Origin of the sequence: Paenibacillus sp. MER 99-2, from assembly GCF_023714095.1 — a bacterium.
Taxonomy (GTDB): domain Bacteria; phylum Bacillota; class Bacilli; order Paenibacillales; family Paenibacillaceae; genus Paenibacillus.
On record NZ_JAMAUZ010000004.1, the window covers coordinates 319965 to 333667 of the forward strand.

Genomic DNA, 13703 nt, shown 5'->3' on the forward strand with positions numbered 1-13703 from the left:
GCTTACATATATGACACTAACGTATAGGAGGAATGTGAAGGTGGAACTGAAAGGATATTTCCGCATTTTGCAAAAAAAATGGTGGTTAATTGTTGCCATTGCACTCATTGCTGGAGTAGGTGCTGGGGTTAAAAGTATTTTCTTTACACAACCGATCTATGAGGCAAGTTCCAAGCTCATTGTGAACCAAACATCCAATGTTGAAGGTCGAGCGATGATGGATTTCAGTATGATTCAGAGCAACATTAAGCTCATTAACTCCTATAAGGAGATCATTAAATCATCGGCAATTATGGAAAAAGTGGCAACAACGTATCCAGACCTAAAAGTAACAACCGCTGAACTCATCAGCAGAACCTCCGTAACAACCGCAAGCGAGTCCCAAGTCATGAACATCACAGTACAAGGGACTACCTACGAAAACGCCGCAAAAACGGTGAATGCAATCTCCAAAGTTTTTCAATCGCAAATTCCCCTAATTATGAAAATCGATAATGTAGCCATTCTCAGTGAAGCCAATATAAACGGCAACGCGGCGCCAATTAATATGAAAACCACACTCACCATCATCGTTAGCTTATTTGCAGGCTTAGTTCTTGCCATTGCACTTGTCTTCCTCATGGATTATCTGGACGATACGTTCAAATTAGAGTCCGAAATTGAAAAGGAACTGGGCATTCCGGTATTGACGGTCATTTCCAAAATGAAAAAAGACGATGTGAAGGGCAGTAAAAACGTTGTATCTCAGCAGAAAGTGGGGGATGGAAAATATGTCACGGTTAACCAATGAAAATAATAATCTGGTGACCTATTTTAATTCCAAGTCTCACATCTCAGAAGGCTACCGCAAATTACGTACCAATATTCAGTTCTCTTCTATTGATAGTCATATCAAAACGATCATGGTTGCCTCGGCTCAAGCTGGTGAAGGGAAAACCACCACCATTAGCAATCTAGCCGTGACTTATGCGCAAGAAGGCAAGAAAGTCCTGCTCATTGATGCCGATCTGCGGAATCCATCTCTTCATCAAGTATTTTCAGTACCCAACCATATCGGGCTCAGTAGTGTCTTGTCGAATCAATATGACGTTGATGAGGTTCTGCGTGAGAGCTATATCGAGAACCTGCAACTATTCACATCTGGCCCGATTCCGCCTAATCCATCTGAGATGATCGGCTCTAATCGAATGAAAAACCTAATGAATGATTTACAGGCAAAATACGATGTCATCATGTTCGATACGCCGCCGGTACTCGCTGTAACGGATGCACTGATTGTGAGCTCCTTCTGCGATGGTGTGCTGCTGGTCGTGAACTCAGGCAAGGTCAAGAAAGAGCTGGTGAAGAAAACGAAGGCTCATCTTGAACATGTCAATGCGCGAATTCTGGGTGCCATCCTGAACAATATCAAAACGACATCGAACTCGGTCAGCTATTACGGAGAGAAGTAGTCCGCTCTGATCGAACAGGTAATGTCTACTGTACCTTTATCACTGTAGGCACTCGGTCATGCTGTGGGTTCAGTGAACCTTAGACGTTAATCGTCAGAGGTATGACGTGAGGTTGGGTTCGATGCCCCTTTTTAACGATTCGAAAAACTTTAAAAAAAGAGGATAGGGTGGTATTTATGAAAAAAGTGAGAAAAGCGATCATTCCCGCAGCTGGACTGGGAACACGTTTCCTGCCTGCCACGAAAGCTATGCCTAAAGAAATGCTCCCTATTGTGGATAAACCAACTATACAGTATATCGTTGAGGAAGCCATTGCCTCTGGTATTGAAGATATCATCATCGTTACAGGTAAGGGGAAACGGGCAATCGAGGATCATTTTGACAATGCATTCGAATTGGAACACAACCTGCTCGAAAAAGGAAAATTAGGCCTGCTTGAGGAGGTCCGCAAATCATCCAATGTGGATATTCATTACATAAGGCAAAAAGAGGCCAAGGGACTGGGTCATGCGGTGTGGTGTGCAAGGAATTTTATCGGCGACGAACCTTTTGCCGTGTTGCTGGGAGATGATATTGTTGTCTCGGATGTTCCATGCACCAAACAGCTGATTGATCAATATGACCAGGTTCAGCAATCCGTGGTGGGTGTTCAAACGGTTCAGCCTGAACAAACCGAACGTTACGGTATTGTTGATCCATTGCGATCGGACGGACGTCTGACGGAGGTACTTCAATTCGTTGAGAAGCCAGCACAAGGGACGGCACCATCCAATCTAGCGATTATGGGAAGATATGTCCTGAATCCAGAGATTTTTGACTTTTTGGAAGAGCAAGAGATTGGGCAAGGGGGAGAAATTCAGTTAACTGATGCAATTCAACGATTAAATGAAAAACAAGGAGTGTATGCTTACGACTTCGAAGGAATCAGATACGATGTGGGCGAGAAATTAGGTTTCATTTTGACGACGATTGACTTCGCGCTCCAAAATCCGGAACTGAAATTACCGATGTTACATGCTCTACAGGACATATTGGAAAAACAGTCCGTTGAGCAAGTAATCGCTGGGAGGGAGTTTGAATGAGTCCATCTCCCCAAACGAAAGAAGCGGAGATTGTTATAGACAAAGGTCTGGGATACAGCGCAACGACGGCGACGCATGGACTTGAAGCAGATAAAGTGTATTTGCTTATGAAAAGAATGCTGGACTTTCTTGGCTCTTTCATAGGTTTGATCCTACTATGTCCGTTATTTGCAGTGATCGCTCTCCTTATCAAAATAGAGGCCCCTAAGGGGTCTGTTTTTTTTCGCCAAGTTCGGGTTGGGCTGAACGGTAAGGAATTTTATATGTACAAATTCAGATCAATGGTCGTGAATGCCGAGGATTTGCTGGAGAATCTTATGGATCAAAATGAAGTAGGCGGTAACATGTTCAAAATGAAAAATGATCCTAGAATAACTCGCATCGGCAAATTCATTCGCAAAACCAGTCTCGATGAGCTTCCACAGTTATGGAATGTGCTCAAAGGGGAGATGAGTCTGGTAGGTCCCAGACCTTCACTTCCAAGAGAAGTGGAAAATTACACGTCCTATGATCGACAACGTCTCAAAATGATTCCAGGCTGTACAGGGCTATGGCAAGTGAGTGGCCGAAATAGCGTTGGATTCAATGAAATGGTGGAGCTTGATCTGACCTATGCCCGTGAACGCAATATTTTCATGGACATCAAGATCATTCTGAGAACGTTCAGAGTGTTAATCGGCTCGAAGGATGCATTTTGAACGAACGAAATACGATTCTGGCTCTGAGGTGGCATAGCTAACATGCAAAAAGCAGCATTTTTTGCTTCTTCTAAACTAGGTGCGTTATATCTTGTTTTTGCCTCGCTGTTCATTATTAGCCTCGCTATTTACGTACCTATTGTTGCGGTAATGGCATTGATGGCGTTGATCTTGCTAGGGGTGTATATGAAGCATCCTAGCTGGGTCTATTTTGTGGTGATCGGCACGTTCTCGTTATCTGTGGACAAAATTTTTAGAATGCAAGTGATGGGTTTTGATTCTTCATCCTTCTATAAGTTACTTATTTTATTTTTTATCCTTCCTATTTTTCTAAGATACGGCTTCAGGAAGGAAATGATCTATCCTGCTCTAGCAGTTGGTTATCTCTTTGTGCAAAGTTATTTTTTATCGGATATGCCTGACAAGATGAGCCCAATTGATCCCTTTAAATCTTTTCTGGGATTAGTTGTGCCATTTCTATTATTGATGGTTAACTTCTCCAAGGAAATTAATATGAGGATCATAAGGGTTCTTGCTTGGCTCCCGGTGTTTAGCTTGATCGCTGGTTTCTTCCTGCAACAAATGGGGATGCTGTCGATCGTAAGTTTTGAAATCTCGGGCGTGAATCGTTTGCAAGGGGCCAATATAGCAGCGCATCTGGGGATGTTATGTTTTATCTCCATCTGTGTATGTCTTATCGAAATTCGAAATAAACACCAGGTTATTTTGAATTATGCTCTGACGCTAACTCATTTTATTATATTAATCCAGACGGGAACTCGTGGTCCTCTTATCGCACTGATTCCGATAGTGTGCATGTATTTATTCGACCATGTGCGGAAGTTTGCGAAGGGAAGAACAGGTGCATTAATTCCAGTTGTCCTTTTTTTGGCGGCGGTGACTGTGATGGTCTTTGCTCAGTGGGACAATTATCAGTTAAGGCAGGAGAGCAAGGGGTTGTCTGGCAGGGATTCTGCCTGGGCTTTCTTTACGAATAGGGCGAATGAACACCCTGTCTTTGGTCAAGGACTTGGCTCGGCGCTAGTTGCGAACGATGGAAGTATCTTTTCTGGCTTTGTTGTTCCGCATAATGAGTACATTCGCTTCTACTATGATGGTGGATTTGTAGGAGCGCTGCTGTTCTTTGGTGCTTTGTTTTTCGTGTATCTCAAAGTGTATCGTCGCATGAATTCCCTGGTGAAGCCTTACTTTCTCGGAATGATTCTTGGCTTCCTGGTGTATTCCTTCTTTGACAATACGTTGTCCACGATGCATTTAATTGCTCCCTTCTGTGTATATCTGAATTCGTTATACCTAACAAGCAACAAGCAAAACCCTGAACCTGAAGAACTACCGAAGTTAGCCCCTCGAAAGGAGATCTTGCAATGAAAGTCTGTCTGGTAAGTTCAACAGGAGGCCATCTGAATCAATTGTTGAATCTGGTTCCTGCTGTTGAGGATCATGATTACTTCTTGGTAACGGAGAAAAGCGAAGCGAGCAGCAAGCTGAATCTCTCCCAGCGAACCTATTTCTTATCGCAACAGGAACGCAAAAATATGCTGTTTATATTTATCGTTCTGCGGAACATCATAACTTCGCTGTTCATTTTGCTGAAGGAGCGACCAAAGGTTCTGATCACAACAGGAGCCGGCGCGGTATATCCGCTGTGTTTGCTCGGGAAATTGATGGGAGCGAAGCTGGTCTATGTCGAGAGTTATGCCAAAATATATTCGCCAACGCTAACGGGCAGATTGATCTATAAGTTTGCCGATGAATTTTATATTCAGTGGGAAACGTTGCAGGAGGCTTATCCGAAGGCGAAGTATAGGGGGGCTTTATTTTGATCTTTGTGGTGCTTGGAACACAGCGATTCCAATTTAACCGGCTTCTGAAGGCGATCGATAATCTGATTGAAGAAGGCAAGCTGCCTTCAGACGTTCTTGTGCAGTCAGGTTACAGTGAATATAAGCCTCGCCATTATCAGCATAAGCCTTTTTTTAATCAGGAAGAGATGAATGAGCATATTGCCAAAAGTAAATTTGTTCTGTCCCATGCAGGTGTCGGGGTGATCACTAGTGCACTACAGATGAACAAAAAGGTCATCGTCATGCCTAGGCGTAAGGATCAAGGGGAGCATGTGGATAATCATCAGCTTGAGATCGCCAAAGTATTTCAAGACAAAGGATACATTTGGGTTGCTCAGAACGAGGATGAACTGTCCGCATTAATATCAAATCTGGATCAGCTCGACTTCAAGCCTTATGTGAAGAGTAACTCGCAGTTGCTATCCTCCATCAAAGGCTACATCAATTCCCTATAAGATTCAGAGGATGTTCAAAAAAATCTGCTTTTGATTACGAAAGATGCCCGAGTGGCATCTCAGCGTCGAACATGGAATTTTTTGATGATTCAAAAGGAGTGGAAGAATGAAACCTAAGGTGCTGGTCATCGGTTCTTCAACGAAGGACATGGGCGGAATTGTGAGTGTCATCGTGAATATTGAGAATTCGCATATCGCTGAGCAATACAATCTACAACGGATTGAAACCTATATTACGGGTAGCGTTCTGGCAAGGTTGCTCATCTTCATGAAGGGTTTTCTTCAATTTCTCGGGAAGCTCGTTACCTTCAAACCCGATATGATCCATATTCATATGTCGTATAACGGAAGCTTCTATCGTAAAGCGTTGTTCATTCTTGTTGGGCGTAAACTATTCCGGGTGCCGGTAATTGTCCACATTCATGCTTCCAGTTTTGATGTGTTCTACAATCGACATCCACTGCAACAGAAGTTATGCAAGGTTGTGCTGAATCAGGTGGATAAATTAATCGTGCTGTCTTATACATGGCAGGAATTTTTCTCCAAGATTGTGCCCGAGTCCAAGATAGAGGTGCTCTATAATGGCGTATTCATTAAAGAACCTCCGCTTAGGGAAGAGCGTCCAGTTCCACGCTGCTTGTTCATGGGGCGGCTGGGTAAGAGAAAAGGGGTATATGATCTTCTGTTAGCGATCCAGCAACTGAAGCAACGAGGCGTAGAAGCGGTCTTTACCCTCGCGGGCGATGGAGAGGTTAATGAAGTTAGAGCGCTAGTGGAGCGGTATGACATCACCGATTATGTCGAGGTGCCTGGATGGATCAGGGGCGAAGAGAAGGAACGTTTATTACAACATGCGGATCTATTAGTTCTGCCTTCCTATCATGAGGGGCTTCCTATGGCGGTGCTGGAGGGGATGAATAGTGGACTCCCCATTGTCTCTACCCGAGTAGGCGGAATACCGGAAGTAATTACGGATGAATTAAACGGTTTCTTAGTGGAACCGGGGGATGTTGAGGCGCTGGCTCATGCGCTGGAAAGGATCATTCTGGATAAAGAGCTGCGGTTGCAAATGGGCTTGAATAACAAGCAACTCGTTACCTCCAAGTTCAATATGAACGATCTCATGCATAACTTATCGTCTATCTATGACAAGGTGCACGTGAACGTGTCCTAGGAGGATGTATATGAAAAATCAGCTCCTTTCGGAGTGACCAGATATGTCCTGTATAGATTGAACTATACAATTACACAAGAACGGAGAGGACAGAAATAACGTGAAGAAGCGAAGCGCTCGCCTTTATCCCCGGATTTTCCCCATTGAAAAAGGGAATCAGAAAAATCTGGGGATAACAGCGATCGGAGGGTTGTTCTGTCATCGGAGTGGTCAGTGTAAATATTTATAGTTAATCTGTATAGTTTCGAGGGAAAGGTGGTTCTATGAAAGCATTAGTGAGTTGTATTATAACTACGCATAATCGCGCTGAGTTATTGAAGAAGGCCATGGCAAGTGTGATGGCGCAGACCTATCCCCATCTGGAGATTATCATTGTCGATGATGGTTCTAAGGATCATACGGAAGAGGTATGTAGAGCATGGCTCAAGCAGGATCAACGAATCCATTATATACAGGTTCCCTATGCTCAAGGTGCGAATCATGCCCGGAATTTAGGGATACAGCGTGCCAATGGCAAATATATAGCATTCCTGGACGATGATGACCAGTGGTTGCCTGATAAGATTCAGGCTCAGACCCAGACGTTGGAGCAGAACAAAGGACTTTTTTGTTTTTGCAGCAAAGTGCTGGTCTATGTGGATCGGGAGGATAACGTTACGCGGAGAAAGGTATCTGTCGAATCCCGTGAGCTGGTGTTCTACGAGGACTTGCTGACGTACAACTGGATTGGCGAAACGTCCAAAATTATGGTGCAAACGCAGTTAGCACGCACGGTTATGTTTGATGAACAATTAACCTCCGCTCAGGATTATGATTTTTATCTGCGTATTCTGCAACGAGGGCATCATGCAATTAATGTGAAGGAACCGCTGGTGCACATTTATATTCATCCAGGGCCGCGCATCTCGACCTCTGCCAAGAAAAAGTTCCAAGGGCAACGGAGAGTGCTGATTAAGTATTACAAGGACATGAGCCAAGAACAGAAGAAGCGCCAGCTTCATCATTATCGCATGATGGAATGGTCGAAGAATCCTAACCGCAATACCCTTTTTCTCAAAAAGACCCTAACGCTATATCCATGGTGGCGAAACTTCACGCTGCTCAAGCGTAATGTAAGAACCATCTTGCTCGGATTTCGTCTGCGAAGACAGCTACGTAGTGAAACGTTGAACAAAGAGTATAAAGGAACAGCCTAAAACAGAGGTGTTATCATGCGAGAACCGATCGTCTACATGTTGCCCAAAATGATCAAGACGAACAAATTCAATGAACTATTGTCACAGTCCATCGAGGATGAGGGGTGGGATGTGAAACACTTTTCCAAAAAAGATCTCAGAAATATACGTAAAAACGATGTGTTACATTTTCACTGGCCGAGCTTTTATTACAAAGGAAACAACGCGTTCTCGACATTCATCAAGTCCATATTGTTCATTCTCATGATTGTTTACGTGCGACTAAAGGGTGCGAAGTTGTTCTGGACGGTGCATAATATATGGCCGCATAACAGCGGTAGAACTTGGCATGATTACTGGATGAGGACGTTTCTGGTGCGGAATTGTACCAAACTCATTGTCATGGGCAAACCGCTCATTCGTAGTGTGTGCGAGACGTTTCATGTGAAAGAGAGTCTCATCGAAGTGATTCCCCACGGACATTACCAAGGGGTGTATGGACGCACAGGGCAGAACATTAGAGAGATGTTCAACATCCCGGCGAATGACTATGTCTTTGCCTTCTTTGGTCAGGTATCCCCCTATAAAGGGGTGGATGATCTCATTAAGGCATTCAATCATCTAAACTGGCCGGATGCTCATCTGTTGATAGCTGGTAAGAAAGCAGCCGATTATGATCTAGAGGCATCGATAGGTCAATCAGATCGGATTCATACGTACTTCAACTTTATTCAGGACGGGGAGTATTCGGATTATTTTGAAGCGATTGATTCGATGGTTCTACCGTACAAAAATATTGCGACATCAGGCAGTGCCATACTGGCACTGTCTTTTGGCAAGCCTGTCGTGGCTCCGCGGATCGGACTTATGGAAGAGTATCTGCCCGAGAACTGTGCAGTCTTATATGATCCTGCAGATCAGAACGGGCTGGAAGAGGCGATGAAGCAGATCCGGGCGAAGGACGACGAGTTCAGGGAAGGTCAAGGGTTTCAAACGATGCTTGAAAAGCTAGAATGGTCGGGAATTGCGAAGCGCACCATTTCGCTCTATACCATCTAAATCAATAAAGGATGCGGGGACGATCGAATGAAAGCCACTGTAGCCATATGCACCTACAATAGAGCCTATGATCTAAGTGAGTCCGTTCATAGTGCCATTCAGCAGCATGCTGAATTTGAGTATGAAATTATCGTGATTGATAACAATTCAACCGATCATACCGCTAAGCTTGTCCAGGAGATTCGGGCTGGCGAAGGTGGAGATCGCGTCAAGTATGTGCTGGAGAAGACACCTGGCTTGTCGGCAGCAAGAAATCGAGCGATCCGTGAGGCACGCGGAGAATATATCCTTTTCTTAGATGATGACGCCATTGCATCTCCGCTGTGGATTCAGCACATTGTCGGTGTATTTGACAGTGATCGTGCGATCGGAGTGGTAGGGGGCAAGATCGAGCCTCTCTGGGAGAGCCGGAAGCCAGATTGGATACCCAGTGAGAATCTATCCCTATATACCATTTTGGATTATGCAAATCATGTGGTGGAGATGCCGAGTCCATCGATCCCGTTTGGTGCCAATGTCGCCTTTCGTACCCAGGTATTTCGAGATATTGCCCCTTTTCGTGAAGACCTCGGAAGAGTGGGGAAGAACCTGTTATCCAATGAAGAGAGCGAGCTAATCGCTAGAATTAGAGTACACCACAAAGTGTTTTATACACCCTTCGGATCGGTGCAACACAAGGTATCCAAAGAGCGAACGACCAAGAACTGGTTTTTGCGGCGTGTGTTCTGGCAAGGGGTTAGTGATGCAGTTCGTAAAAAAGACAAGGGTGCAGTTCGCACACTTAAACACGCGATTCGCTTGGGTCAAGGCGTAATTCGAGCGCTGCTGTGCATTTATAGCCCAAAGCGTTTTACCCGGCAACTCGCCCAGATCTGTTACCGGAATGGCCTGATTATCGGCATACTCAGATATAACAGTAAGGAATGAGGAATAGTTCATGTCACAACTCGCACTCCCTAAACTCTTAAAAGGCAATGGTTTGTTACAGACGATTGTTCATACCAGTGGAACCAACGTCATTATCATGGTCTTTACCACCATTACATCCATTATCACTTCGAGGATGTTCGGCGTGGAAGGTAAGGGCGCCTTCTCAGCAATCCTGTTCTGGCCGACATTTCTCATCGGTCTTGTCAGCTGGGGGCTGCCAACCTCCATTATCTATAACCTGAAACGTGAAGCTGCGGAGAAAAGCGCTGAGTATTTGCGGCTGAGCTTCATGGTTCAGATTCCGATCAGCTTCATTCTCGGAACGATTGCCTGGATATTCATGCCTACGTGGATGGCTGATTATCCCGCAGACGTGATCACGATTGCCCGCTGGTTTACGGTGACCAGTATTCCCGTGCTGATCCTGATCAATTTACTATCTGCACTATCACAGAGTCGTGACAGATTCCAGGTGTATAATGGGATTCGCTTATATAACCCTGTGTTGAAAGTGGTTGTCATGGTTTCATTATGGTTGCTTGGTGCAATGAGCATTGGCATCGCATCATTTGTATCCTTGGCAAGCTCTGTCGTTGTGGTTGCATGGGCAGCCTATACGCTCAGGGGCAGTTTGAAGTTTAAGTGGTTTCGACAGAGGATCGATCGGAAGGCAGCCAAAAACCTGTTTGGTTACGGAGGTCGCGTGTTCGGGGTAGAACTACTTGGCACGCTGTACACACAGTTTGACAAAATTATTATACTGGCTCTACTTACGCCGAGAGATTTTGGACTCTATTCGGTCGTTTTTGCGTTGTCTCGCATCTACAATGCGGTGCAAAACGCGATAAGCAGCGTTGTGTTCCCCAAGGTCACCGGATTACCACAGGATCAGGTGATTCGTACGGTTGGGCGAGCGTTCCGACTTTCCTTGATGATCATGACCATTGTTGTTCTGCCAACGATGTTCATTGGCAACTGGCTGATGGGCGTTTTGTTTGGGAAGGAGTTTTTGGAAGCGAGTCAGGCATTTTATATTTTGGCGTTTGAATGCATTATTGGCGGTGGTTCGTGGATCCTTGCTTCTGCATTCAATGCTTTGGGCAGACCGGGACTGGTGATGATTAGACAGCTGATTGCGTTGTCTGTCACGATCGGTTTATTTTTTGTATTCACACCTTTATGGGGGCTCAATGGTATTGCGTTCGCTCTCCTTATCGGTTCGATCGTACGGATGCTGGTTACCGTTGCAGCGATGAAGTTTGCATTTAAAGTGAAGTTCAGCAGCATGTTTTTTGACAAAAAAGATTTGGCTTTCTTATATGAACGGTTGAACAAAAAAAGAAGAGTCACCCAAGGAGGAGATGGAGATGCTGGCTAATCCCAACATTCACCCGATGGAAGAGTTGAAGCGACATTTAAGGCAGATTCTAGATGTCATCCCACCACAATCGGAAATATTTTATATCGACTATCCTGTGTACAACAATGGTGGGGATCTGCTCATTATGAAGGGCACGGAGGCCTTCTTCAAAGATAACGATATTCGTGTTCTCCAGAGGTACAGTGTATGGGATGTTCCTTTTCCGCTCAATATTCCCAAAGATGCCATCATTGTGATGCAGGGTGGTGGGAATTTTGGGGACTTATATCCTGTTCATCAGAAGATGAGAGAGAAGATTATTGCAGGCCATCCGAAGAATCGCATTGTCATATTGCCTCAGACGATTTTTTTCAAAAGCGACATTGAGCTGAAAAAGACAGCAAAAGTACTAAATTTTCATAAAGATCTACATTTCTATGTTAGAGATCAGACTACCTATGAGCTGGCTCAGAAGGAATTTAACCAGACGAGTGTATATCTCTGCCCGGATATGGCGCATCAACTCTGGCCGATTCAGCCCAAAGGTAAGGCCGTTCTGGATCGACTGTTCTTTTTCAGGGAGGATATTGAGAAGAACAAAGAACAGCTCAAATACGAATCAGCCGCTAAAGGGGATGGAGCATTTTTGGATTGGAACACATTGTACAACCGGGTGGATCGCAAAATTATCCGCATGGTGACATCCAGTCTGAAATCTCGCAATACCTTCTTGCCTGTTCAATGGTTCTGGTCGAAGTATTCCGACTATATGGTACATAAGGCTATCAGGAACTTCTCGAAATACAAAAATGTGACGACCTCCAGGTTGCATGGGCATATTCTGGCATGTTTGCTCGATCAACCGAACGTGTTGTTAGATAACTCGTATGGCAAAAACTCCAACTACTATTGGGCATGGACACGCAACAATCCCAAGGGCATATTGGAGTCGGGTCAGACGGACACGTATAGCAAATCGGTGGATAAAACCAAAGCTAATGGCTCTGTTGCGTTGTCCGATGGTACAGCGTTATGAGAAGCATTCTATTATCTGGTGGATCAGGCAAGCGACTCTGGCCATTGTCAAATGACTCCAGATCGAAGCAATTTTTGAAAGTTCTACGTAATCCCGAAGGCAGCCCCGAATCCATGGTACAGCGGGTTTGGCGGCAGCTCGGTCAATCTGGACTTGCGTCTGAAGCGCTTGTAGCCACAAGTTTACCCCAAGTTGAGATTCTGACTGCACAGCTTGGTGATGACGTGAAGCTGATCGTTGAGCCTGAGCGTAGAGATACGTTCCCAGCGATCGCGCTTGCGGCTTCATATCTGTATTCGGTGGAAAGTGTGAGTCTACATGAGACGATTGCCGTACTGCCCGTTGATCCATTTGTGGAAAAAGAGTTCTTCGATGTGCTGGCAACCTTGCCAGATCTGCTCGAAAAGTCGGGTGCGGATCTGGCGCTGATGGGTGTGGTGCCAACCTATCCTTCAGAGAAGTATGGCTATATTATTCCGGAGCATACGTCCTTTGAGGGTAATGAGCCTAACCGCAATAGCAAGTTCTACGATGATGAGCAAGATCGTTACGTTAACGTAGCCAAGTTCCAAGAGAAACCCTGCGAATCCGATGCAGCCGCCATGATTGAACAGGCTGCCTTATGGAATTGCGGGGTTTTTGCGTTCAAGTTAGGTTATCTCATCAACCTGCTCATTGATATGGAGCTACCTATTCAATACGACGAGATGCTGAAGCAGTACGAACGACTTCACAAGATCAGCTTCGATTACCAGGTTGTCGAGCAGGCAAGCCACATTATTGCTGTGCCCTACGATGGCTACTGGAAAGACCTTGGAACATGGAACACGCTCACAGAGGAGATGAATGCTCCAATTGTGGGCAAGGGATGGATTACTACAGATTCAACCAATACCCATCTCATTAATGAATTGAATATTCCGGTGGCCATCCTCGGTCTTTCCGACATTGTGGTCGCGGTCAGCCCGGATGGCATTTTAGTCAGTGACAAGGATGCAAGTCCGCGGATTAAGGAAATCGTGAAGCATGAGGATCAGCGCCCAATGTATGAGGAACGTAGATGGGGCTGTTATCGCGTGCTTGATTATACAAGGAATGAAGGCGGTGACGAGGTCTTAACCAAACGCATCTGCATCAGTCCTGAGCGCAATCTGAGTTATCAATATCACCGACTGCGCAATGAAGTATGGACAGTGGTATCTGGAACAGGTGAACTCATTCTGGACGGTGTGAGTCGAATGATCCGTCAGGGGGATACGGTCATTATTGATCGAGGAATGCTGCATTCCGTCAAAGCTTTCTCGGAGCTGGAGATTATCGAGGTTCAGATCGGTAGCCAATTGATCGAGGAAGACATTGTTCGGGTGGCTACACAGTGGCAGGACATCGTGAAAACGTATGTTAAGCATGCCTAACAA

General features: G+C 45.1%; 14 protein-coding genes. All 14 read left to right on the forward strand.

Annotated features, from left to right (window positions below; translation table 11 throughout):
* Positions 1-40: 40 nt before the first annotated feature.
* Positions 41-790 carry a YveK family protein gene (locus M3636_RS19895; protein WP_128100687.1) on the forward strand — a complete coding sequence of 250 codons (750 nt, stop codon included), beginning with the start codon at positions 41-43 and terminating at the stop codon, positions 788-790.
* Complete coding sequence (locus M3636_RS19900) at positions 771-1451, forward strand: CpsD/CapB family tyrosine-protein kinase (protein WP_128100688.1); 681 nt, start codon at positions 771-773, stop codon at positions 1449-1451. The genes M3636_RS19895 and M3636_RS19900 overlap by 20 nt, the downstream gene beginning before the upstream one ends.
* A 176-nt stretch (positions 1452-1627) precedes the next feature.
* Entirely contained in the window at positions 1628-2533 is a 906-nt protein-coding gene (gene galU, locus M3636_RS19905; protein WP_145407374.1) for a UTP--glucose-1-phosphate uridylyltransferase GalU, read from the forward strand.
* Complete coding sequence (locus tag M3636_RS19910; protein WP_128100689.1) at positions 2530-3231, forward strand: sugar transferase; 702 nt, start codon at positions 2530-2532, stop codon at positions 3229-3231. The genes galU and M3636_RS19910 overlap by 4 nt, the downstream gene beginning before the upstream one ends.
* 42 nt (positions 3232-3273) lie before the next feature.
* Positions 3274-4620: an O-antigen ligase family protein gene (locus M3636_RS19915; RefSeq protein ID WP_251383731.1), complete on the forward strand. Its 1347-nt coding sequence runs from the start codon at positions 3274-3276 to the stop codon at positions 4618-4620.
* Complete coding sequence (pssD, locus tag M3636_RS19920; RefSeq protein WP_056694282.1) at positions 4617-5075, forward strand: PssD/Cps14F family polysaccharide biosynthesis glycosyltransferase; 459 nt, start codon at positions 4617-4619, stop codon at positions 5073-5075. Before M3636_RS19915 ends, pssD begins: the two co-directional genes overlap by 4 nt.
* A gap of 5 nt (positions 5076-5080) precedes the next feature.
* Positions 5081-5551 carry a PssE/Cps14G family polysaccharide biosynthesis glycosyltransferase gene (gene pssE / locus M3636_RS19925; RefSeq protein WP_251383771.1) on the forward strand — a complete coding sequence of 157 codons (471 nt, stop codon included), beginning with the start codon at positions 5081-5083 and terminating at the stop codon, positions 5549-5551.
* Positions 5552-5657: 106 nt separating this feature from the next.
* Entirely contained in the window at positions 5658-6725 is a 1068-nt protein-coding gene (locus M3636_RS19930; protein WP_251383732.1) for a glycosyltransferase family 4 protein, read from the forward strand.
* A 263-nt stretch (positions 6726-6988) separates the two neighbouring features.
* Positions 6989-7921 (forward strand): glycosyltransferase family 2 protein, encoded by a 933-nt coding sequence (locus M3636_RS19935; RefSeq protein WP_251383733.1) that lies wholly within the window; start codon positions 6989-6991, stop codon positions 7919-7921.
* Between the two features lie 15 nt (positions 7922-7936).
* Entirely contained in the window at positions 7937-8959 is a 1023-nt protein-coding gene (locus M3636_RS19940) for a glycosyltransferase (protein WP_251383734.1), read from the forward strand.
* 27 nt (positions 8960-8986) lie between these two features.
* Entirely contained in the window at positions 8987-9886 is a 900-nt protein-coding gene (locus M3636_RS19945; RefSeq protein ID WP_251383735.1) for a glycosyltransferase, read from the forward strand.
* Positions 9887-9896: 10 nt separating this feature from the next.
* Positions 9897-11267: a lipopolysaccharide biosynthesis protein gene (locus M3636_RS19950; RefSeq protein ID WP_251383736.1), complete on the forward strand. Its 1371-nt coding sequence runs from the start codon at positions 9897-9899 to the stop codon at positions 11265-11267.
* Entirely contained in the window at positions 11257-12285 is a 1029-nt protein-coding gene (locus tag M3636_RS19955) for a polysaccharide pyruvyl transferase family protein (protein WP_251383737.1), read from the forward strand. The genes M3636_RS19950 and M3636_RS19955 overlap by 11 nt, the downstream gene beginning before the upstream one ends.
* A complete protein-coding gene (locus tag M3636_RS19960; RefSeq protein WP_251383738.1) occupies positions 12282-13700 on the forward strand; it encodes a sugar phosphate nucleotidyltransferase in 1419 nt (472 codons plus the stop codon). The genes M3636_RS19955 and M3636_RS19960 overlap by 4 nt, the downstream gene beginning before the upstream one ends.
* Positions 13701-13703: the final 3 nt, after the last annotated feature.